This is a genomic window from Occallatibacter sp. (assembly GCF_035317045.1).
In the GTDB taxonomy this organism is placed as follows: Bacteria; Acidobacteriota; Terriglobia; order Terriglobales; family Acidobacteriaceae; genus Telmatobacter.
Genome location: NZ_DATHHT010000029.1, coordinates 143474 through 166797, shown reverse-complemented (window position 1 = coordinate 166797; position 23324 = coordinate 143474). Strand labels below are relative to the sequence as shown.

The window sequence follows — 23324 nt, the reverse complement described above, 5'->3', positions numbered from 1 at the left end:
AGCGATGTATGACCCTGAAGTTTTGCGTTCTTTGCACGTGAGCCGCTACAAGAGTGAACCGGAGATTTTTGCTGCTCCGGGGCGTGTGAACCTGATCGGCGAACACACGGATTATGCCGAAGGGTTCGTGATGCCGGCTGCAATTGATTTCGCGACGCTGGCTGGGATTTCACCGCGGGATGACGGGAAGATTGTCATCTACTCGGAGAACTTCAAAGAAGAACGCGTGTTCGATGCAAGGTCTCTGCCAAAGAGCGGGAGCAAGGACTGGAGCGATTATCCGCTGGGCGCGATGGTGATGCTGGCCGGCGAGGGACATCGGATTCCGGGTTTGAGTTTGAGCCTGCTTGGCGATGTGCCGCTGGGATCGGGGCTGTCGAGTTCGGCGGCGGTGGAAGTGGCGACGGCGCTGGCGGTGACATCACTGGTGGGCGTCGACTACGCGCGGCCAAAGTTGGCGCGCTTGTGCCAAAGGGCTGAGAACGAATTTGTGGGCGCGAATTGCGGCATCATGGACCAGTTCATTTCCGCAAATGGCGCGGAGGATCATGCGCTGCTGCTGGATTGCCGCGATTTGAGTTTCAGGCTGGCGCCGATTCCGGCGAATGTTGCCCTGGTAATTGCGAACACGATGGTGAAGCATTCGGTGGCGGGCGGTGAATACACAACGCGGCGCGCGGAAGTGGAAGAAGCGGCGGCAGTGATTGCGCGACACAGGCCGGAAGTGCGGTTTCTGCGCGATGCAACGGTAGAGGATTTGCACAAGTGGGGCGCGGAGATGAGCCCGAACGCACTGAAGCGCGCGCGTCACGTGATAACGGAAAACACGCGCACGGTGGCCGCGGCAGATGCCTTGATCGATCATGACTTGAAAGAGCTGGGGAGATTGATGGCCGAGGCGCATGTGAGCTATAGCCAGGATTTCGAGGCGAGCTGCGTTGAGGCGGACACGATGGTAATGCTGGCGCATAGTCAGCCGGGGTTGATTGGCGCGCGGCTGACGGGTGGCGGATTTGGCGGATGCACCATCAACCTTGTAGAGCAGGGAAAGGCCAACGAGTTCCGGGATGGACTGGCTGCAAGTTACGCCAGTGAAACGGGAATCGTTCCACAGATTCACGTTTGCCATGCGTCAAGCGGAGCGCACAGAGTGATTGCGAGTCTCTCGCATTGAAGGACATCAGGTTTTTCCCGATTAGGGTCAACTGCATCTTATTACCGTGAGGTGGAAAACAGGCTATCTGAAGTTACCCCCTTTCCCACTCCACCTCTATAACCAAATCGCTTTTCCTTGCTAGAATCTTTCACAGGATTTCAAACGTTGCCGATTACATGACCGCGAGGGGAATTTTCTGGCCCATCCGGTGTTTCGGATATTGGATTTCAAATTGTTGGCATTTAGAGCGAGCGCCGCAGAGAGATGTAGAGGATGCAACTGAATTCAACTAAACCCTTCTCCTACGAAACAACCCCAACGAGCGGACTGGTCGCGTACTTCTCCATGGAGATCGCGATCGACCGCGCAATGCCCACGTACTCTGGCGGCCTGGGAATGCTGGCCGGGGACACACTGCGTTCGGCCGCGGACCTTGGCGTTCCGCTGGTGGCATTCTCACTGGCGCACCGCAAGGGATATTTTCAGCAGCACCTGAGCCCGGCGGGCGACCAGACGGAAGAAGTGCAGCCGTGGAATCCTTCGGACTTCTGCACGGAAGAAGCGGCGCGCATTCGAGTCTCAGTCGAAGGCCGCGATGTGATGGTGCGGGCGTGGCGCTACGACCTGCGGGGACGTTACGGGCACGTGGTTCCGATTTATCTTCTCGACACGGATCTCGATGGGAATTCGGGCTGGGATCGCGGGTTGACCGATCACTTGTATGGCGGCGACACGAACTACCGTTTGCAGCAGGAGATTGTGCTGGGGCTGGGCGGCGCGCGCATGGCGAATGCACTGGGCCTGAAGGTGAACGTGTATCACATGAATGAAGGCCATGCGGCACTGCTGACGCTGGCGCTGCTGGAGAGCGAGATGGGCGGCGGTCCCTTGAACTCGCCGACCGATGCCGACATTCTGCAAGTGCGCAACAAGTGCGTGTTCACTACGCATACGCCGGTACCGGCGGGTCACGATCGTTTCTCGACAGAGCAGTCGATCAGAATTCTCGGTGGCGACCGGACGGCGCGGCTGGAAAAGCTGGGCGTGTTCGAGGGCGGATTGCTGAACATGACGATGCTGGCGCTGCGTTTTTCGCGCTATGCGAACGGCGTGGCGATGCAGCACGGCAAGGTATCGCGCGCGATGTTTCCGCAGTACCAGATCGATTCGATTACGAATGGCGTGCATGCTCCGACGTGGATTTCAGAGCCGGTGCAGCAGATGCTGGATGTGCAGATTCCATCGTGGCGCCGCGATAATCTGACGCTGCGCAATGCGATCGATCTACCGGAACAAGAGCTAAGAGATGCGCATCACCGGGCGAAAGAAGCATTGCTGACGGAAGTGGCGACGCGGACGGGCCTGGTGTTGAATCCGCGCGTGCTAACGCTGGGATTTGCGCGACGCGCCGCAACATACAAGCGCGCTAACCTGTTGTTCGCGGATCCAGAGCGCCTGCTGAAGATTGCGACGCAGGCGGGTGGGCTGCAGATTCTGTATGCGGGCAAGGCGCATCCGGCAGACGATCCGGGGAAGGCGTTGATTCACAGCGTGATTGAAACGGCGAGCAAGTTGTCCAATGACATGCTGCGCGTCGTGTATCTCGAAAACTATGCGTGGGACCTCGGGGCGCTGCTGACGGCGGGCGTGGATGTGTGGGTGAACACGCCACGGCGTCCGTATGAGGCATCCGGCACCAGCGGCATGAAGGCTGCCTTGAACGGCGTGCCGAGCCTGTCGATTCTAGATGGCTGGTGGATCGAGGGTTGCATCGAAGGCGTGACCGGATGGGCTATTGAAGACGGCGCCAACGATGCCGAGGAAGCCGAGAACCTCTACAGGAAGCTCGAGAACGCGGTTGTGCCGCTGTATTGCGGCGAGCCGCAGCATTGGGCGCGGATGATGCGGACGACCCTGGCTTTCAACGGGTCGTTCTTCAACACCAATCGCATGGTGAAGCAGTACACGCGGAACTCGTATTATCCGGTGAAGCTGATTGAGACCGTTACCAAGGCAGAGGAAACGGCGCCGTCATACGCGATGAAGTAGGCAGAAGGATCTGAGTTTCTGTTTCGATAGGATGAAAATGAAAAGCCCCATGCTTGAGCAGAGCATGGGGCTTTCGACTGCTGGAGGTAAGGAGCAGTGCTTACGCGACGGCGAGGCCAAGAGCGCGATTGATGCGGTTCTGGATTGGATCCAATTTCGACTCGGACACGGGTGAGAACGCTGCGGGTGCGACCGGTTCGGGAGCGGGCACTGGCGCGACACGGAGGACCTGCTTAACGATCTCGGGTTCCGGTGCTACTCGAACGGGTTCGGCCTGAATCGGCTCGGGCTGATGGAATTCGTGATGGACAGGATCCGGTTGACGGACTTCGTAACTGGCTTGTGGAGCGGTACGAAGGAAGGGTTGCAGCGCTCCCACCACGCCCTCGATCTGCTCCTTTCGAAGCTGAAGACTATCAAACTCCCGGATGATCTCGTCGAGTTGGGAGTGCGCGCCTTCAACGGCTGCCAAGTAATTTTCGCGATAGACCTGTGAGCCCATTGGGATTCTCCTCCAGCAGCTTTCGAGGAAGCCAACCGCTCGGCAGGGACCGTGGTATTGAATTGATGCCGGTCTGGGAACGCGGGTGGAGAAACCGTCTCGAAAAATGCTATGGACGGAAGTTTAGACTCAGGTCACCACTCGATACATTACCCGAAGTGTGTAGGTCTGGATACTTTCGTGATAAGGGAGCTCTTGTAAGTGACTGAAATTAAATGATCTCAACTCAGAGCTCGGTAACCATCCGGCGACTGAGGCCAATAGGAGGTTGTGCGGGGCTGCAAAGGGCTCATATTGCGGGCGATATCACGAGAGAGGCCGGATGTCGCTGGAGGTGCCCCCGGCAGCGGGTACGTAGCATTTCTGGGTGTAATCCATCACCATGCGGTCTGCGTTGAAGCGCCAGCCCAGGGTACGAATGGTACGTTTCATACGCTTGATCCAGCCGCGCGGGAGGCCATCGGGGTCGCGATCGTAGAAGAGCGGGATGAGTTCGCCGGAGAGGACACGGTAGAGGTCTTCGCCGTCGCGGGTGTCGTGGACGTCCATGTTGGAGTGGGTCCGGCCTTTGCCGATAGCGAAGCCGTTGAGGCCGTCGTAGGCCTCGGCCCACCAGCCGTCGAGAACGGATAGGTTGAGGCCGCCATTGAGGACGACTTTCTGACCGCTGGTGCCGGAGGCTTCGAGGGGGCGGCGCGGGTTGTTGAGCCACACGTCGACTCCCTGGACGAGGTGGCGGCCGACGTTGATGTCGTAGTCCTCGATGAAGAGGAATTTTTCAGCGAAGTGGGAATCGCGCATCATCTGGGCAATCTGCTGGAGGACGCGCTTGCCGGGCTCGTCGTGCGGATGGGCTTTTCCGGAGAAGAGGAACTGCACGGGGCGCTTGGGGTCGTTGACCATGGTGGCCAGGCGCTCGATGTCTTTGAGGAGAAGGTTGGCGCGCTTGTACGTAGCGAACCGACGGGCAAAGCCGATGGTGAGGGCATCTGGCGAGAAGACTTTGGCAAAGCGATGCAACGATGAGGAGGATTCGCTGCGGCGCTCAGCTTGTTCGACGGCGCGGCGTCGAGCGAAGTCGAGCAAGCGGGCTTTGAGGCTGAGATGGGTCTCCCAGAGTTCGCCGTCGTCGACGTTTTCGATGGCTTCCCAGGTGCTCTTGGAGCCGCTGCGCTTCTGCCAATCCACGCCGAGGTGGCGATCGTAGAGGCGAAACATCTGCGGAGCTAACCATGACGGCACATGGACGCCGTTGGTGATGTGGCCGATGGGGACCGCGTCTTCAGAGCGACCGGGATAAAGGCCCTTCCACATCGCGCGCGAAACTTCGCCGTGGAGCGAGGAAACGGCGTTGACACGGCGCGCAAGTTTGAGACCGAGGACGGTCATGCAGAACGTCTCGCCGTGGTCGGTTGGGTGTTCGCGGCCGAATCCCATGAGATTTTCCTGGGAGATACCGAGTTGGTCGCGGAGGGGGCCGAGGTGTTCTTCGATGAGTTCGGGACTGAACCGGTCGTGGCCCGCGGGGACGGGGGTATGCGTGGTGAATATGACTTCGCGCGGAATGTGGCTGGCGGCGCCATAGAAGTCGACGCCTTCTTCTTCCATGCGGGAGCGGATGGCTTCAAAGACGGCGAAACCGCTGTGACCTTCGTTGAGGTGAAGGACGCCGGGGGAGATCCCCATGGCCTTGAGGGCGCGGAATCCGCCGACGCCGAGGAGAAGCTCCTGGCGGATGCGCGTGCGGGAATCTCCGCCGTAGAGGCGCGAAGTGGTTTCGAGATCCTCTGGAGCATTGCCGGGAACGTTGGAGTCGAGGAGAAACAGATCGCAACGGCCGACTTTGACTTGCCAGACTTTGGCGCGAATGGCGGCGCCGCGAGTGGCGATTTCGACGATGACAGGTTGGCCATCGAGGCCGATGGCGGGCTGCATGGGGAGCTGTTTGATGTCGGTCTGGAGATACTCTTCGCGCTGCCAGCCTTTTTCATCGAGGCGCTGAAGGAAGTAACCCTGGCCGTAGAAGAGGCCTACACCGACTAGGGGGATGTCGAGATCGGAGGCGCTCTTGATGTGATCGCCGGAGAGTACGCCGAGGCCGCCTGAATAGATGGGGAGCGACTCGTGGAGGCCGAATTCCGCGGAGAAGTAGGCAACAGGGCGAGGGCGGAGAATGCCGGCGTTGGCCGCGCCCCAGGTGCGGTCTCCCTGCAGGTACTCCTGGCGGCGGCGATAGACGTAGTTGATGCGGCTATGGAGGACCAATTCGGTGGCGCGGCGCTCGATCTCGCTGAGCGGCATTTCGTTGAGCAGGGCAATGGGATTCTGGTTGAGCTCGCGCCAGCGGACGGGATTCAGGTCGCGGAAGAGATTGATGCAGTCGTGATCCCAGCTCCACCAGACATTGCGGGCAAGGGCCCAGAGGCGCTCCTGTGCCGGGGCGACAAAGCGGTCGAGGGTGCGGGCTTCGCTGACGACGGGTGCGACCTGCTCGGCGGCTTCCGCAAGCATGCGGATTTCGTTATCGCGGAAGACGCGGGGCTCCTTGGTCTGGACAACCAGGACGCCCTGGAGGATGCCGCGATCAATGAGAGGGACGCCGAGGAAAGAGTGGTACTCCTCTTCGCCGGATTCCTTGAAGTACTTGTAGCGAGGGTGACGGCTGGCGTCGTCGATGGCAACGGGGCGCACCTGCTCAGCAACGAGGCCGGCAAGGCCTTCATGAAGCGGCATGCGTAGTGCGCCGATGGAGCGGGAATGGAGGCCCAGCGATGCGGCGAGGACAAGGTTCGAGCGGTCCGGTTCAAGCAGATAGGCGGAGCAGACGTCGGTGTGGAAACGGGAGGCGATGAGAGCGACGACGTTCATCAGCGTATCGGAGGGCTTACCTCCGTCCTGCGTGAGGCTGGTGATTTCATCGAGGGTCAACACGAGGTTTTCGTCCATCGCTTCAGGAGAAATGCTCATCGAAATACCTCCGCACCCTTGTTGAATTGCAGACGGGAAACGCGGATGTGCAGTGAAGACGGCGTTAGCGCGTAAGGCCGGAGGGCGAAATGTCGTTCAGAAAAAAGTGCAAGAGCCTCGGGGAAAATGGCTGGAAAAAAAGGTCGCGCGTGAATCTGAATTGATTTGACGATACCACTTGTGCGAGCTGGATTGCCAATGGAGGAGGAGGCTTGGATGAGATCGGCCTCGTTCTGCACTGGTTACGGTGCAGCTTTTCCAATAACGCAATTGGTGTCGAGGAATGGTTGAAATCGAATCGGAGTGGACAGCAAGTTGACAAGACACACTCATCGCGATAAGGCCGCGATGAATGGGGCGCGGCTACCATCCTTCGGAAGAGCTCAGTCGCCGGGGGACTCTTCCAGTTCGGAACCGATGCGGTGGAGTTTCATGACACGCCACTGGAACTTGTCGAAGAAGAGATAGACAACGGGAGTGGTGAAGAGGGTGAGCAACTGCGAGACGAGAAGGCCGCCGACGATCGTAATGCCCAGAGGCTTGCGGAGTTCGGATCCGACGCCCATGCCGATGGCGAGCGGGAGTCCGCCAAACATTGCGGCCAGGGTGGTCATCATAATGGGGCGGAAGCGCAGCAGGCATGCCTGATAGATGGCCTCGACAGGGGGAAGGCCCTGTTCGCGTTCGGCCTGCAGGGCGAAGTCGATCATCATGATGGCGTTCTTCTTAACAATGCCAATGAGCAGGAGGATGCCGATCAGCGCCATGATGCTGAGATCGGTGCCTGTAACGAGCAGGGCTAGAATGGCGCCGACTCCGGCGGGAGGCAGAGTGGAGAGGATGGTAAGAGGGTGGATCAGGCTCTCGTAGAGAATGCCAAGGACGATGTAGACAGCGACAAGCGCGGCGAGAATGAGGTATGGCTCGTTCTTGAGGGAGTCCTGGAAGGCCTGCGCGGTGCCCTGGAAGGTAGCGTGAATCGCGCCCGGCATCCCCATGTCGCTCTCAGCCTTTTCGAGCGCGGTAACAGCATCGCCCAAGGCAACATTGGGTGCGAGATTAAACGTGAGCGTCACCGCGGGATATTGTCCCTGATGGTTCACGGTGAGGGAGGTGCGCTTCTCCTCCCAGTGGGCGATGGTAGAAAGCGGCACCATGGCACCGATGGTTGCGGCCGCGGGAGTGCTGCCGGCGGCAGGGGCGGCAGCGCCGAAGCCGGAGTTCGCGGTAGAAGCAGAAGCGCTGGTGCCAGAGAGAGTGCCCGATTGAATCGCCGCTGCGGTTGTCGATTCATCGTTGGAGGCGGCGATGGCAGCGATATTCGTCGCCACGGAGCTGGTGCCGGAGGAAGCCTGCGTCGAACCTGCACTGGACGCTGTGCTGGTGGTAACGAGTTGGCCGCCGGATGTGACGAATGCTGCCGGTGCTGCGGAGGCAGCGCTTCTCGCGACCGCTGGCGGCGCGGCCGCGGCGGTAGTCGTGGCCGGTGCGGTCGTCGAGCCGAGGTTGGGCACGGATGCGGGTGCACCGGACGAACTTGTCTTGATGTAGATGTTGTTAAGGGAATCGGGGCTTAGCTGGTACTGGGGATCGACCTCCATGACCACGAAGTACTGATTCAGGCCGGTATACATGGTGGAGACCTCGCGCTGGCCGAAGGCATCGTAGAGGACCTGATCGATGGCGGAGGCGGTGATGCCGAGGCGCGATGCGGTATCACGATTGATGACAAGGGTTTCTGACAGTCCCTGATCCTGTTGATCGGTTGAGACGTCGCGGAGTTCCGGCATGGCGCGCGCTCGGGCCTCGAGGCGGGGCGCCCAGGTATTCAGCTCGTCGACATCGGGATCAGAGAGCGTGTACTGATACTGAGCGGCACTGCCGCGGCCGCCGACCTGGATATCCTGTTGGGCCTGGAGAAAGAGACGGGCGCCGGGAACGCCGGAGAGTTTGCCGCGGAGACGGTTCACGACCTGATCCGCAGTCACGTGTCCGGGGCGCTGGTTGACGGGCTTGAGGGCGATGAACATGAAGCCGGTATTGTTGCTTCCGCGGCCACCGCCCGCAAAGGCGGTAACGGTGTCAATCGCCGGATCGTTGAGGGTTATTTGCGCAAGCTCCTGCTGCTTATCCTTCATGGCAGGGAAGCTGATGTCTTGTGAGGCTATGGTCTGTCCGCCCAACCTGCCGGTATCCTGCTGCGGGAAAAACCCCTTGGGAACAATTTTGAAGAGGTAGATATTGAGGAAGGCGCAGCCGACCGCGACGCCGAGCGTTAGCCACTGATGGCGCAGCACCCAGCGCAAAGCGGAGTTGTACTCATGGTGAACCCAATCAAACGCGTTCTCAAAGATGCGGTAAAGACGGCCATGACTGCTCTCGTCGCGTGCTTTGAGGAATCTGGCGCAAAGCATGGGTGTAGTGGTTAAGGAAACAAGCAGGGAGACAGCAATGGCAACGCTGAGAGTGACGGCGAATTCGCGGAAGAGCTTGCCGATAATGCCGCCCATGAGCAGGATGGGAAGGAAGACCGCGATGAGCGAAGTGCTCATGGAAAGGACCGTGAAGCCGATCTCTTTCGATCCTTTCATGGCCGCTTCGTAGGGTTTCATGCCCTCTTCGAGATAGCGCGTGATGTTCTCAATGACCACTATGGCGTCGTCGACAACGAAGCCGGTGGAGATGGTGAGCGCCATCAGGGAGAGATTGTCGATCGTGTAGCCGAGCAGGTACATCACGCCGAAAGTACCAACGAGCGAAAGCGGCACGGCAACGGAGGGAATGATGGTGGCCCAGATTTCGCGCAGGAAGAGGAAGACCACAAGCACCACCAGAAGGACGCTGATGATGAGCGTGATTTCAACGTCGCGCACACTCGAGCGAATGGTAGTGGTGCGGTCGACAGCCACGCTCATCTGGATCGTGGGTGGAATCTCGGCCTGCAGGCGGGGCATTTCGTTGAGGACAGCGTCGACGGTGTCGATGACATTGGCGCCGGGAATTTTGAAGATGATAATCAGAATCGCATCTTTGAGTTTTCCGCTGTGGCCGGGGGAGTTGTTGCCGGCGAAACCAGCGGTGTGGATGTCGGAGACGGAGTCCACCACAGTGCCAAGGTCAGTGACGCGGACGGCGGCTCCGGTCTGCTTGTTGTAGCCGACGATGATCGGAGCGAAGTCGGCGGCCTTGAAGATCTGATCGTTGTCGTCAACCTGCCAGCGATGCTGACCGTCACTGAAGCCGCCCTTGGGGCGGTTGGCGTTTGCGTTCGACAGGGCGGTGCGAACAGCCTCGAGTCCCACACCGTTGTTAGCGAGTTGCATGGGATTGAGCTCCACGCGGACCGCGGGCTGCGCGCTGCCGCCGACGAAGACCTGGCCTACACCCTGGATCTGCGCGATCTTCTGGGCGAGGATGGAGTCGGCCATGTCGTAGACCTGCGGCTTAGGAATGACGTCGGACGTCAGGGTGAGGATGAGGATGGGCGCATCGGCCGGATTGGCTTTGCGATAGCTCGGGTTTTGCGGCAGATACGACGGCAACTGGCTCCGCGCGGCGTTGATGGCTGCCTGGACATCGCGGGACGCGGCGTCGATGTCGCGGTTGAGATCGAACTGAAGGGTGACGCTGGCAGAACCAAGCGAACTGCTCGAGGTCATCTGGTTGACGCCGGCGATGCGGCCGAATTGGCGTTCCAGGGGTGTAGCGACGGCAGAGGCCATTGTTTCGGGGCTGGCGCCGGGAAGTCCCGCACCGACACCGATCACCGGAAAGTCCACGTCTGGCAGCGATGCAACGGGAAGGAGCGAATAGGCAACGGAACCGGCGAGCAAAAGGGCGACGCTCAACAGTGAGGTGGCAACGGGCCGCTTGATGAAGGGTGCGGAGATGTGCATGGTCGCCTGCCTCAGTCCGCCGAAGCCATGTGATGTTCAGGGCTAGTCTCAAGGTCGCGCGGCTTCAGACGCTGCGCCAGCCGGTCGAAGTAGAGATAAACCACGGGAGTGGTAAAGAGGGTAAGCACCTGCGAGAAGATAAGTCCGCCGACGATGCTGACACCGAGGGGCATGCGCAATTCGGCGCCTACGCCGCCACCGAGTGCGAGCGGTAGTCCGCCGAGAAGCGCCGCCAGGGTGGTCATGAGGATGGGCCTGAAACGCAGAAGACATGCCTGGAAGATGGCTTCTTCTGCCGATTTCCCCTCATCGCGTTCGGCCTGGAGCGCGAAGTCGATCATCATGATGGCGTTCTTCTGCACGATACCGATGAGCAGGATGATGCCAATCAGCGCAATGACGCTGAATTCCATCTGCGTAATCATGAGCGCGAGGAGCGCGCCGACGCCGGCCGAAGGCAAGGTGGAGATGATGGTGATGGGATGGATGTAGCTCTCGTAGAGCACGCCGAGCACGATGTAGACAGTGACCAGCGCCGCCAGGATAAGCAGCGGCTCGTTGGCCAGCGAGGTCTGAAAAGCCGCAGCCGTTCCCTGGAAGCTGGCATTGATGCTTGCGGGCATGCCGATCCGCTGCTCCACCGCATTGACCGCTTTAACGGCATCACCCAGTGCTTTGCCTGGAGCGAGATTGAAGCTGATGATCGTCGAGGGGAACTGGCCTTCGTGGCCGATGGCGAGTTGCGCTTTTGACTGCTCCCAGTGGGCAAGAGTGCTGAGGGGCACCTGGGTGCCATTGCTTGACTTCACGTAGAGATTGTTCAGGACAGTGGGATTGGCCTGGAAGTTCTGACCCACTTCCATCACCACGTGGTACTGGTTGAGCTGGGTGAAGATGGTGGAGATCTGGCGCTGGCCGAAGGCGTCGTAAAGCGTGTTGTCGACGTCGGCCATGGCGATGCCAAGGCGAGCCGCCGTATCGCGATCAACGACCAGCATTGCACCCAGGCCTTGATCCTGGAGGTCGCTCGCAACGTCGGTGACGGCTGATTCCTTGCTCAACTCCTGCACCATCTGGCGGGTTTTGGTGGCGAGCTCGACTGAGTTCGGATCTTCGAGGGAGTACTGAAACTCCGTCCGGCTGACGCGGTCTTCTACGCTCAGGTCCTGCAGCGGCTGCAGGAATAGCTGGATACCATTCACGTCGGCGACCTTGGGTTGGAGGCGGCGAATGACATCAGTGGCGGAAATCTTGCGCTGATCGAGCGGCTTGAGAGTGATCTGGATGCGGCCGGAGTTGAGCGTGGTGTTGGTGCCGTCGACTCCGATGAAGGACGAGACATTGTCGACGGCGGGGTCTTGCAGAACGATGTCGACGAGTTGTTGCTGCCGGAGCGCCATATTGGCGAAGCTGACGGATTCGGGTGCTTCGCTGATGCCGAGAATTACGCCGGTATCCTGCACAGGGAAGAAGCCCTTGGGGATCACGATGAACAGCAGAACGGTGGCGACAAAGGTGGAGATCGTGACCAGGAGGGTGATGAAGCGGTGCGCAAGCACCTTCTTCAATCCGCGACCATAGGACGCGATGATCGAATTGAAGACTTTCTCTGACCAGTAGTAAAAGCGAGTCTGTTTGGCGTGGGCCTTGTCCCGGAGGATCCGCGAACACATCATGGGCGTCAGGGTGAGAGAAACCACCGCAGAGACAAGGATGGTAGCCGCGAGGGTAATGGCGAACTCGCGAAAGAGGCGACCCACGACGTCGCTCATGAACAGGAGGGGGATGAGCACCGCGATCAGCGAGACGGTGAGCGACATGATGGTGAAGCCGATTTGCTCGCTGCCCTTGAGAGCGGCGCGCATCGGCGACTCGCCTTCTTCAATGAAGCGCGAGATATTCTCGATCATCACGATGGCGTCGTCGACTACGAAGCCGGTGGAAATGGTGAGCGCCATCAGGGTGAGATTGTTAAGACTGTAGCCCAGCAGGTACATCACGCCGAAGGTGCCGACAATGGAGAGCGGCACCGCGACCGATGGAATGATGGTGGCGGCCAGGTTGCGCAGGAAGAGAAAGATGACCAGGACGACCAGGGCCACGGTGAGCATCAGCTCGAATTCGACGTCTTTCACGGAGGCGCGGATGGTGGTGGTGCGGTCAGTGAGGACGTGAACCTGGACGTTGGCCGGTAGACTGGTCTGCAACTGCGGCAGAAGCTTGTTGATGCGATCGACGACGGCAATGATGTTCGCGCCGGGCTGGCGCTGCACATTGACGATGACGGCTGGCTGGCGATTCATCCAGGCAGCTTCCTGCGAGTTCTCTGCCGCGTCGATGACGGAAGCTACGTCGGAGGTGCGAACGGGAGCGCCGTTGCGGTAGGCAACGATGACGGGCAGGTAGTCGGCGCTGGAGATAAGCTGGTCGTTGTCGTTGATCGTGTAGGAGAGCCGCGATCCGTTCAGCGTGCCCTTTGCCTGGTCGACGTTGGCGGCGGCGAGGGCGGTGCGCAGATCTTCGAGGCTGAGATTGTAGGCAGCGAGCTGCGCAGGGTTAGCCTGCACACGGACTGAAGGCTTTTGTCCGCCAGCGATGGAGACAAGACCGACGCCGGTGACCTGGGAGATCTTCTGCGCGAGGTTGGTATCGGCGGCGTCTTCGATCTTGTCAAGAGGCAACGTCTCGGAGGTGAGCGCCAGCGTCATGATGGGCGCGTCGGCGGGGTTGACCTTGCTGTAGACGGGCGGGTTGGGCAGGTCAGCGGGAAGGAAGCTGTTGGCGGCATTGATGGCGGCCTGAACTTCCTGCTCGGCCACATCAATGTCTTCGTCGAGGTTGAATTCGAGGGTGATGACGGAGCCGCCACCAGAGCTGACCGAGGTCATCTGCTTGAGGCCGGGCATCTGACCGAACTGACGTTCGAGGGGCGCGGTGACAGACGAGGACATGACGTCAGGTCCAGCGCCCGGGTAAAAAGTGAGCACCTGAATGATGGGGTAGTCCACTTCAGGCAGCGCAGAAACAGGCAATTGCAGGTAAGCTACGCCTCCAGCGAGCATGATGGCCGCCATCAGCAGCGAGGTTGCGATGGGGCGCAGAATGAACGGCCGGGAGGGACTGAGACTCACTGCTGCCTCGGAGTGGAACCTGAATTCTGCTTATGCTGGCCGGTGAGGGATCCGGGCTGTTTGCCGGAAGCCGGCGCAGGCTGCCCCTGATGGGTGCCAGCAACGCTCACGGGCTGGCCCGGACGCAAGCGGTCGGCCCCGTCGATAACGATTTTTGTGCCGGGCTGGGGACCGTTGTCGAGGATGGTGTTCTGGCCTTCAGCGAGCGCCACCTTGACGGTCTGCATCTGCGCGACCTGACCGCCTTTGCCATCGTCGTTGACGACCCAGACAAAGAGCGAGCCGTTCAGGCCGGTCTGGATGGCGGCCGAAGGGACTACGAGGGCTTTGGGCCGATTTTCCAGGATCAGGTGGATGTTGACGAACTGGTTAGGAAAGAGGATGGAGTCCTTGTTATCAAAGACGGCTTTGAGTTTGTCGGTTCCGGTGGTGGTATCGATCTGGTTGTCGGCCGTGAGGAGATTGCCGGCGGTGAGCTGTTGCGTGTCGCTGCGATCATAGGCGTCGACGGGGATGCGCTTGTCTGTTTCGAGCCGCTTGAGCACCTGCGGCAACTGGTTCTCAGGCAGCGTGAAGTAGACGGCTATGGGCTTGAGCTGGTTGATAACCACGAGATTGGTTGAATTGGCGGAGATGATATTGCCGGGGTCGACGAGGCGCAGGCCAATTTTGCCATTGATGGGCGACTGGATATAGCACCAATTCAACTGCAACTGGGCGGTTTCGATGGCGGCATTGTCGGACTGGATGGCGCCCTCGTACTGGCCCTGCTGGGCCTGGTCGGCGTCAAGGGTTTCTTTGGAAACGACGCCGGCTGCGTAGAGGGCCTTGTAGCGGTTGAACTCGGCCTGGGCGTTCTTGAGGAGCGCCTGGTCATGGGCCAACGTGCCTTTGGCCTGGTCGAGGGCGGCCTGATACGGCTTGGGGTCGATCACCATGATGGTCTCGCCCTGTTTCACTTCCTGGCCTTCAGTGAACTTGACGGGGAGTAATTCGCCGCTGACACGTGCTTTGACCGTGACACTGAAATACGGGGTGACGGTACCGAGGCCGGTAAGGTAAATGGGCATTGGCTTCTGTTCGGCGGGAACGACCTGTACCGGCGCGGGACGCGAAAGCAGAGCGGCAGCCTGGTTGGCGGTATTGGCTGCGGTCTTTTGCTTGTTCTGATAGACGCGCCAAACGATAACACCTACAGCTGTGGCCAGAACCAGGTAGACGACAACCCGCACCCAGGTGTTTTTCTTCTCCGGCGGGGGTTGCGACTCGCTGGTTTTAGGCGAATAAGGCTCAGTGGCGTTTTGAATCGGCATGTGGTGGCTTCCCGTCAATCATGTGTAATTCGAGATAAAATCCCGTCGGCTTCTGCTCTTCGAACAGGCATGGTCGCGCAGTGTTTTTGCCGCGGCAACACTCCTCTTAGGGACGGTATTGGATTCTGAAAGGTTTCCTGCGGTCCGGTGTTTCCCGGCGTAAAAGACTCGTTTGCAGACGGCCAGCAGAGCAAGCAGACATTGTAGCGAACCGAAGGCAGGAATCGGCGATTAAGCGGGGCGAGAAGAACGGTTTGTCGGCGACAGGACCGCGCGGGCAAGACACCGCGGGCATGGCGAACACGATGCAGGCGTGCGGCGACAGCTTCAGGGACTCGAGACAAGGGGCATTAGAGCAACTCAAAAGAACTCGCATATTGAGATTCAGGCACGGGATAAATGAAGCCTGGGGGGGCCTAAGCCCGTCCTATGAAGTGTGCAGAAGAAAGCCCAGGCACGAGGCATGCTGCGCGTGACCGCGTGCCATCGTCTAACATTGACTTTTTGATTCATACCAGGGGAACGAGCGGCTGAACCCCGCTCAGACCCGGATTCCATTGAGCCGCTGTTTGCCTTGACCGGTTTGCCTGCGATGCCGCCGGCGACCTATCTCTCAATCGTCACGATGTTGACGGGCAAATCGCCTCAGGAGCGAGTACCAGCCCTATGATGTGGATTGTTCGGCTAGCGCTTAGGCGGCCGTACACGTTTGCTGTCTTTGCGCTCTTGATTTTGATTTTGGGCGCGTACAGCATTACGTCGATGCCCACGGATATTTTTCCGAATATCGACATTCCTGTTGTGACCGTGGTGTGGAGCTACACCGGGCTTTCAGCGCAGGAGATGTCGACGCGCATCATCTTCAACAGCGAGCGCGGCGTGACCACGACGGTCAGCGATGTCGAGCATATCGAGTCGCAGTCGCTGAATGGCATCGGCATCATCAAGATCTTCTTTCAGCCAAATGTGAATATAGGCAACGCAGTCGCAGAAGTGACTGCCATCAGCCAGGTGCAGCTGCGATCTCTTCCGCCGGGGACTACGCCGCCGTTCATCATTCAGTACAACGCGTCGAGCGTGCCGGTGCTGATGCTGGGACTCTCAGGAGAGGGTCTGAACGAGCAGCAGCTCTTCGACCTTGGGACGAACACGATTCGGACGCAGCTAGCGACGGTTGAAGGAGCGCAGACGCCCTTTCCCTATGGCGGAAAGCAGCGCCAGATCCAGGTGGATATCGATCCGCAGGCACTGCAGGCCAAGGGATTGTCGCCGGCCGATGTGGTGAACGCGGTCTCGGCGCAGAACCTGATTGTTCCCTCCGGCACGATGAAGATGGACCGGTTCGAGTATGCGATTGAGACGAACTCGGCGCCGTCGATCGTGGATCAGTTGAACGATCTCCCGATCAAGAATGCGAATGGCGCAATCATCTATGTGCGCGACGTGGCGCACGTGCGGGATGGCAGCCCACCGCAGACCAACGTCGTGCGCGTGGATGGCAAGCGGGCCATCATGATGAGCATCATGAAGACCGGGTCGGCCTCGACGCTGCAGATCATCAAGGATGTGCGCGGCATTGTGGATAGTCCCAGCGTGCGGGGTCAGTTGCCGCCGCAGATCCAGATCAATGCCCTTTCCGACCAGGGCATTTTTGTGCGCGGGGCCATCAGCGGGGTGGTGCGCGAGGCGATGATCGCGGCCTGCCTGACGGCTGTGATGATCCTGGTGTTTCTGGGAAGCTGGCGGTCGACGCTGATTATCGCGGTGTCGATTCCACTATCGATTTTGTGTTCGATCACCATGCTGGCGCTGCTGCACGAGACGATCAACATCATGACGCTGGGTGGGCTGGCACTGGCGGTCGGCATCCTGGTGGATGATGCGACCGTCGAGATCGAGAACATCAACCGCAACCTCGAACAGGGCAAGGAAATCGAGCAGGCGATTCTGGATGGCGCAGCGCAGATCGCCACGCCTGCCCTGGTTTCGACCTTGGCCATCTGTATCGTGTTTGTTCCGATGTTCCTGCTGAGCGGGGTGGCGCGCTACCTGTTTGTCCCGCTGGCAGAGGCTGTGGTGTTTGCCATGCTTGCCAGCTACCTGCTTTCGCGAACCGTTGTGCCGACGATGGCAAAGTACCTGTTGCATGAGCACGATGATGCACAGGCGGCGAGGAAGACGCACAGTCGCAATCCGTTTGTTCGCTTCCAGAGCGGATTTGAGGCCGGTTTCACGCGGTTCCGCAACGGATATGTGCGGCTGCTGACGCTGTGCGTTGATTTCGCCGGTGTGTTCCTGATCATCTTCGTGGTTTTCGCACTCGGCTCAGTGGCCCTGCTGGTGCCCTGGCTGGGGCAAGACTTCTTTCCCGCGGTCGATGCAGGGCAGTTCAAGATTCACGTGCGCGCCCGCACCGGTACCCGTATCGAAGAGACCACTGCATTGTGCGATCACATCGACGCCACGATTCGCCAGCATATCCCCGCGAACGAAATGGTAACGATTGTCGACAACATCGGTTTGCCTTACTCCGGGTTGAACCTTTCCTACTCGACCTCAGCGCCGATCGGGCCGGAGGATGCGGACATCCAGGTTCAGCTGACGCCTAAGCACCACCCGACGGACGAATATGTGCAGGATCTCCGCGGCGCGCTGGCGAGGGAATACCCGGGGGTGACGTTTTACGTGCTGCCCGTGGACATCGTGACCCAGATTCTGAATTTTGGACTTTCCGCGCCGATTGACATTCAAGTCGTAGGCCCGAATTTGTATGGCAACCGCGTGGTTGCGGAAAAGATGCTGAACGAGGTTCGATATGTGCCCGGAGCGACGGATGCGCGCATTCAGCAGCCCTTCGACTATCCGAACTTCACAGTAAATGTGGACCGGACGCGTGCGCAGGCCATCGGCTTTACGCAGCGAGATGTGGCGCAGAGCCTGCTTGTGGCAATGAGCGGCAGCTTCCAGACGACGCCGAGTTTCTATCTCGATCCGAAGAACGGCGTGAGTTATAACGTTGCGGTGCAGACGCCGCAATACAAGTTGGATTCGATGTCGGCGCTGGAGAGTCTGCCGGTGACACGTTCAGCAAGCGCAAGTAGTACAAGCGGAACAACGCCGGCCAATACGGGGTTGAGTTCCGCTCCGATGGAGACAAACGCGCCCGGCGCCTCGCAGCAGCCGGTGCAGGTGCTGGGTAATCTGGCGCAGTTCCAACCGGGTGCGGAACTCGGTACGGTAAGCCACTACGACGTGCAGCCGGTGCTCGACATTTACGCCAACGTCGAAGGGACCGACCTGGGAACCGTGACGCGGGAGATGGAGCGGATCAAGGCTAAGTACGAGAAACAGCTGCCGCGCGGGTCCCACATGATTCTTCGCGGACAAAGCGAGACGATGCAGGCGTCGTACATCGGCCTGCTGAGCGGCCTGGCATTCTCGATCCTGCTGGTGTACCTGCTGATCGTGGTGAACTTCCAGTCATGGCTCGATCCGTTTCTGATCATTTCGGCACTGCCCGCGGCGCTGGCCGGGATTGCGTGGTTCCTTTTCATGACGGGAACGCGGCTTAGTGTGCCGGCGCTAACAGGCGCGATCATGTGCATGGGCGTGGCGACTTCGAATTCGATCCTTATCGTGAGCTTTGCCCGCGAACAACTGGAAGAATTGGTGGGCGATGCGCGGCAGGCAGCGCTGAATGCGGGGTTTGTCAGATTGCGTCCGGTGCTGATGACGGCGCTGGCAATGATCCTGGGCATGATGCCGATGGCGCTGGGCCTGGGCGAAGGTGGAGAACAGAATGCGCCGCTGGGCCGGGCCGTGATCGGCGGACTATTGCTGGCGACGGTGGCCACCCTGTTCTTTGTGCCGGCATTTTTCTCGGTCGTGCATGGCTGGATCGAGAAGCGCAGCAGGTCAAAGCGGCACGAGACGCAGGCTGCAACTTTCGATGAGTTTGACTAGATAAACGGGTTTCCCGCGAGATTTCGGAGTAGCCATATGAGCGATACATCCAACCCGAGCCAGAAGCCGGTTCCTCACGAGGGACACGATACGCAGCATGCTCCGGTGCAGAAACCGATTGCGCCGGGATATGCCGTTACCGGACTGGTAATTGTGCTGCTGGTGTTTGCGGCGCTGGCGACGTTCGGAATTCTGAGCCGCATCCACCACAGCAGCGTGCTGGCAAAGGCGACCCAGGAAGCAGCCGCTCCCAGGGTGATTGCGCTGCCGCCTAAACAGGGATCCCCTGTCGACATGTTCATGCTGCCGGGCAATGTAACTGCCTATACCGATTCGCCGATTTACGCGCGCACGTCAGGTTACCTGACGAAGTGGTATTACGACATCGGCTCTCACGTAAAGAAGGGTGCGCTGCTGGCGGAAATTGCGACGCCGGAACTGGATCAGCAGCTGACGCAAGCAGAGGCCGACTTCGGAACAGCCGAAGCGAATGCAAAAAATGCGCATTCGCAGGCGCAACGCTACCAGGGACTGGTGGATTCGAATGCGGTTTCGCAACAGGACACGGAGACCTTCACGAACCAGGCTTCGGCAACGGCGTCGGCGGTGAAATCGGCGCAGGCCAACGTGGATCGGTTGAAGGAGCTGCAATCGTTCGAAAAGATCTATGCGCCGTTTGACGGGGTTATTACGGCGCGCTCGATCGATACCGGGCAGCTGATTGATACGGGAGCTGCGAAAGAGCTGTTTCACATGCAGGCGCTGAATACCCTGCGCATCTACACCAACGTTCCGCAGCTCTATACGACAAACATGAAGCGTGGTTCGAAGATCGATATTACGTTTCCTGAGTATCCGGGAAAAACTTTTCAGGGAACGCTGGTGCGGACTGCGGACGCGATCGACCCGACAAGTCGGACATTGCTGGTGGAAGTTGACGTGGACAATCGCAAGGAAGCGCTGCTGCCCGGGTCGCTGGCGCAGGTGCACTTCAAGGCGTCGTCTGTGCAGACGTTCATCATTCCGGTCTCGGCGATCATTTTTCGGCGCGAGGGAACGCAGGTGGGCACGGTAGGCAGCGACAATATTGCACACCTTGTTCCTGTGACGATCGGGCAGGATGATGGAGCAACCGTACAGATTGTGACTGGGCTGAAGGATGGGGACCGCGTGATCCAGGATCCACCGGACTCGCTGATAGAGGGAGAAAAGGTGAGCCCGGAGAATCCAGGCAACCAGGAAAAAGGCGGGCAGCCGGGACCAGGGGGCAAATAGCGATGGGTTCGGTTGCATTTCGAGGGGTTGTGGCTCCATCCAGGTACAGGAGGCGCGAGAGGCAGGCGCTGAACGAACGCTTGCTGGTCGGATGCCTGCTGGGACTGGTGGCTTTGCTGGCGGGGTGCAAGGTCGGGCCCAACTATCAACGCCCTGACACGCTGGCACCTCCGGATTACAAGGAGGGCGGATCGGCGGGTGCGGTTGTGCCACCAACGAATCCTGCCGGAGGTACATGGAAGCCAGCATCGCCTTCGGACGGCATGCTGCGCGGCAAGTGGTGGGAGGCTTACCAGGATCCGCAATTGAATGCGCTGGAAGAACAGATTGCTCCGCAGAACCAGAACCTGCGGGCAGCGTCGGAAGCGTATCTCTCAGCACGCGACCAGGTGCGGGTGGCGCGGGCAGATTTCTACCCGACGCTGTCGGTTACGCCGGCGGCGAGCCGCGACCAGGTATCGTCGCATCGGCCGCTGATCGTGAACAGCACGCAGACCGCTTACAGCGATTTTCAACTCGAAGGACAGGCGAGCTGGGAGCCGGATTTGTGGGGTCGAGTACGGCGGAACGTGGAAGCTGCGCACGAGAATGCCCAGGCCAGCGCAGCGGATTTGGCGAATGTGGACCTGAGCCTGCATGCGGAGCTGGCTCTGGACTACTTCGAATTGCGCGGGCTGGATTCGGACGCACGGCTGCTGACAAAGGCAGTGAGCGATTTTCAGAACCAGCTCGATCTGAATCAGAAGCTGGTAAAGGGTGGGTTGGCGACGGAGGTCGTGGTAGCGCAGGCCCTGACCCAGCTGGAAACTACGCGCGCGCAACTTGTGGATGTGAACGAGGCGCGGAATGAATTCGAACATGCGATCGCTACGCTGATCAACAAGGAGGCGCGCGATGTGTCGCTGGCCCCGACGCCGCTGGACCTTGCGCTGCCGAAGATTCCGGTGGGTGTCCCGTCGCAACTGATCGAGCGGCGGCCCGATATTGCAGCGGTTGAACGGCGCACGGCCGCAGCCAATGCGCAGATCGGGATCGCGATCAGTGCGTTCTATCCCAACGTGGTTCTCGGAGGCGGTGGAGGATTTGAGAGCACGAATGTCGGGACGTTGATCCAGGGGCCAAGCGCCTTATGGAGCCTGGGCGCCCAGGCAACCGAGTTGCTGTTCGATGCGGGTAAGCGGCACGCAATTACCGATCAGGCGAGGCACAACTACGAGGCGGAAGCATCGACGTATCGCGCCACCGTGCTGGGGGCATTCAACGAGGTCGAAGATCGGATGTCGGACCTGCGCGTGCTGGAAGAGGAATCTGTCACGGAACAGCGCGCCGTTGCAGCGGCGCAGCACTCACTGGACCTGTCGAACCAGCGTTACAAAGGGGGAGCGACGAGCTACCTGGAAGTACTGATCGCAGATAACACGCTGCTGACAAACCAGCGCACATCCACCGACCTGGTCACGCGCCAGTTTGCAGCGAGCGTGGGCCTTGTGCGAGCGCTCGGGGGCGGATGGGATGTGACACAGCTGCCTCATTAGCGCCTGCCGCACCGGCATGCTCTAGGCGGCGGCTGCCTCTTCGAGTTCGCGTTCGAGAAGCGAACAGCAATACCGGCTGAAATCGTAGGCTCCTGCCTGTGGCAGTTGTTGCGCGAGCTGGTGGCTTTTCTCCCAGGCAATTCGGGCTTGTTCCAAGTTGCCTTCGATCCAATGGAGGGCGCACTGGGCTCTCCAGTAATCCGCATTGAATCGTGTTGGCTTCTTCGCCTGCATGCGGTCCCACCAGAAGCGAGTCGCCTTGGGATCTCGGCGGATGAGGGCATTTCCAAACACAAATGCGGTGTGAAATTCGGCCGGGATGTTTGAAGCTGACTCGAGGCAGACCAGTTCCGCATGTGCGAGAACCTCGTCTGCTTCCTGATTGTTGCCGGCATCAATCGAATGGCTGAAGGCATAGAGCCACATCAGGAGAGCCTGCCGACCGTGGGCAATGCCGTTGGCTGCACTGCGGATAGATCCAATGTCGAAGTCCCGAGGCCGGAGCGATGAAACCAGGCTCGAGCCAATGTGCGCAATGGATAAATGGAATTCGGCAAACGCTCCTCCCGAGAGCAGTTGCAGAACGATAGCGCCGTCGGAGTAGCCTTGCGGAGTCCGGAAGGGGAGCAGGTTTGCGGCAGCCAGGCCAAGGCTCCAGGCGCCGAACAGGGCCATGAAGCCGGTGATCTGCGGCGGCAGCGCAACGCCTAAACCGACAACCAGGATCAGAGCCAGGGTTCCGGTAAAGATGTTGGCGAGCGCACCGGCAGACATCATGGTGAGAAATTGCCGCGGAAGCAGTTTTCCATCGCCGGGAATGAGGGCGGTTTCGCCATCGGCGAGGATCAGGCCTTTGGGTTTAAATTCAAACTCCCACTTTGCATCGCGAATGCGCCACTGGAACGGTCCAACAAAGAAGGCGCGCAGTTTCATGCCGCAGAACGAGCCGACGACCGCATGACCCATCTCGTGGATAGAGGTAATGGAGAGGAGAGCGACCAAGGTGAGAGCGAGGCGAGCCCAAGCGCTGTTAAGCGCTGTGATGTGGTGCGCGGTGAGCCATCCTTGCCACCAGAGGTAGGCGCCCATACTGAGGCCGAACGTCACGGCTTGCGCGATGCGGTTGACATGGCGGCTGGTGAAGTCGCCGGAGATCGCCGTTACTTCTTCAGTTTTCGCGGCACGATTAATCTTCAGGCGCTTGCTGAACGCTACGAAGCCCAGAACGCTCATGGCAACGAGGATTGTATTTGCTGCAACGAAGCGGTGCGCAAAGAAGCTGGGGATCAATGCCACGAAAAGATAGATGCCACTGGACGCAAGTCCGAGGGCGCGCGCCGAGCGCCGGGCCTTTATGCAGGTCCACCAGGACGAGCCAAAGACAGCGGCAGAAATAAGCATCAAGGCTGCCCAGGGGGCGAGGCGCAAGGACGAATGCGGGTGCTGCGGGGACGCGATCGCCGCGAGGGTCACAACAGCCAACCGAATGCATATGAGAGCAGTGAAGGCGTGAATCCACGAGAGATATTTTCTAAAA

General features: G+C 59.6%; 11 protein-coding genes. 5 read left to right on the top strand and 6 right to left on the bottom strand.

What is annotated here, in order from left to right; all coding sequences use genetic code 11:
- Positions 1 to 4 precede the first annotated feature (4 nt).
- Positions 5 to 1174 carry a galactokinase gene (gene galK / locus VK574_RS14935; protein ID WP_472800649.1) on the top strand — a complete coding sequence of 390 codons (1170 nt, stop codon included), beginning with the start codon at positions 5 to 7 and terminating at the stop codon, positions 1172 to 1174.
- Positions 1175 to 1429: 255 nt separating this feature from the next.
- Positions 1430 to 3205 carry an alpha-glucan family phosphorylase gene (gene glgP / locus VK574_RS14930; protein ID WP_472800648.1) on the top strand — a complete coding sequence of 592 codons (1776 nt, stop codon included), beginning with the start codon at positions 1430 to 1432 and terminating at the stop codon, positions 3203 to 3205.
- Between the two features lie 100 nt (positions 3206 to 3305).
- Here glgP (VK574_RS14930) and VK574_RS14925 read toward each other — a convergent pair whose 3' ends face one another.
- The 5 genes from VK574_RS14925 to VK574_RS14905 form a co-directional block, all read right to left on the bottom strand.
- Complete coding sequence (locus VK574_RS14925; protein ID WP_472800647.1) at positions 3306 to 3707, bottom strand: hypothetical protein; 402 nt, start codon at positions 3705 to 3707, stop codon at positions 3306 to 3308.
- A gap of 306 nt (positions 3708 to 4013) precedes the next feature.
- Positions 4014 to 6674 (bottom strand): alpha-glucan family phosphorylase, encoded by a 2661-nt coding sequence (gene glgP / locus VK574_RS14920; RefSeq protein WP_472800646.1) that lies wholly within the window; start codon positions 6672 to 6674, stop codon positions 4014 to 4016.
- A 383-nt stretch (positions 6675 to 7057) separates the two neighbouring features.
- Positions 7058 to 10570: an efflux RND transporter permease subunit gene (locus VK574_RS14915; protein WP_472800645.1), complete on the bottom strand. Its 3513-nt coding sequence runs from the start codon at positions 10568 to 10570 to the stop codon at positions 7058 to 7060.
- Positions 10571 to 10581: 11 nt separating this feature from the next.
- Entirely contained in the window at positions 10582 to 13701 is a 3120-nt protein-coding gene (locus VK574_RS14910; protein ID WP_472800644.1) for a multidrug efflux RND transporter permease subunit, read from the bottom strand.
- On the bottom strand, positions 13698 to 15014 hold the full coding sequence (locus tag VK574_RS14905; RefSeq protein WP_472800643.1) for an efflux RND transporter periplasmic adaptor subunit: 1317 nt from the start codon (positions 15012 to 15014) through the stop codon (positions 13698 to 13700). The genes VK574_RS14910 and VK574_RS14905 overlap by 4 nt, the downstream gene beginning before the upstream one ends.
- A gap of 669 nt (positions 15015 to 15683) precedes the next feature.
- Between VK574_RS14905 and VK574_RS14900 the strand changes: the two genes are divergently transcribed.
- The 3 genes from VK574_RS14900 to VK574_RS14890 are packed head-to-tail and all read left to right on the top strand — an operon-like array spanning position 15684 to position 21787.
- Complete coding sequence (locus tag VK574_RS14900; RefSeq protein ID WP_472800681.1) at positions 15684 to 18977, top strand: efflux RND transporter permease subunit; 3294 nt, start codon at positions 15684 to 15686, stop codon at positions 18975 to 18977.
- Between the two features lie 36 nt (positions 18978 to 19013).
- Positions 19014 to 20252: an efflux RND transporter periplasmic adaptor subunit gene (locus tag VK574_RS14895; RefSeq protein ID WP_472800642.1), complete on the top strand. Its 1239-nt coding sequence runs from the start codon at positions 19014 to 19016 to the stop codon at positions 20250 to 20252.
- 29 nt (positions 20253 to 20281) lie between these two features.
- A complete protein-coding gene (locus tag VK574_RS14890; protein WP_472800641.1) occupies positions 20282 to 21787 on the top strand; it encodes an efflux transporter outer membrane subunit in 1506 nt (501 codons plus the stop codon).
- Positions 21788 to 21808: 21 nt separating this feature from the next.
- Here VK574_RS14890 and VK574_RS14885 read toward each other — a convergent pair whose 3' ends face one another.
- Positions 21809 to 23188, bottom strand: a complete 1380-nt coding sequence (locus tag VK574_RS14885) for a site-2 protease family protein (protein WP_472800640.1) — start codon at positions 23186 to 23188, stop codon at positions 21809 to 21811.
- Between the last annotated feature and the right edge of the window lie 136 nt (positions 23189 to 23324).

What these genes read in the sequence shown, in the direction of transcription:
- galK (WP_472800649.1), top strand. Translation starts at nt 5, where the DNA reads ATGTATGACCCTGAAGTTTTGCGTTCTTTGCACGTGAGCCGCTACAAG.
- VK574_RS14915 (WP_472800645.1), bottom strand. Translation starts at nt 10,570, where the DNA reads ATGCACATCTCCGCACCCTTCATCAAGCGGCCCGTTGCCACCTCACTG.
- VK574_RS14925 (WP_472800647.1), bottom strand. Translation starts at nt 3,707, where the DNA reads ATGGGCTCACAGGTCTATCGCGAAAATTACTTGGCAGCCGTTGAAGGC.
- VK574_RS14905 (WP_472800643.1), bottom strand. Translation starts at nt 15,014, where the DNA reads ATGCCGATTCAAAACGCCACTGAGCCTTATTCGCCTAAAACCAGCGAG.
- glgP (WP_472800646.1), bottom strand. Translation starts at nt 6,674, where the DNA reads ATGAGCATTTCTCCTGAAGCGATGGACGAAAACCTCGTGTTGACCCTC.
- VK574_RS14885 (WP_472800640.1), bottom strand. Translation starts at nt 23,188, where the DNA reads ATGCTTATTTCTGCCGCTGTCTTTGGCTCGTCCTGGTGGACCTGCATA.
- VK574_RS14900 (WP_472800681.1), top strand. Translation starts at nt 15,684, where the DNA reads ATGTGGATTGTTCGGCTAGCGCTTAGGCGGCCGTACACGTTTGCTGTC.
- glgP (WP_472800648.1), top strand. Translation starts at nt 1,430, where the DNA reads ATGCAACTGAATTCAACTAAACCCTTCTCCTACGAAACAACCCCAACG.
- VK574_RS14895 (WP_472800642.1), top strand. Translation starts at nt 19,014, where the DNA reads ATGAGCGATACATCCAACCCGAGCCAGAAGCCGGTTCCTCACGAGGGA.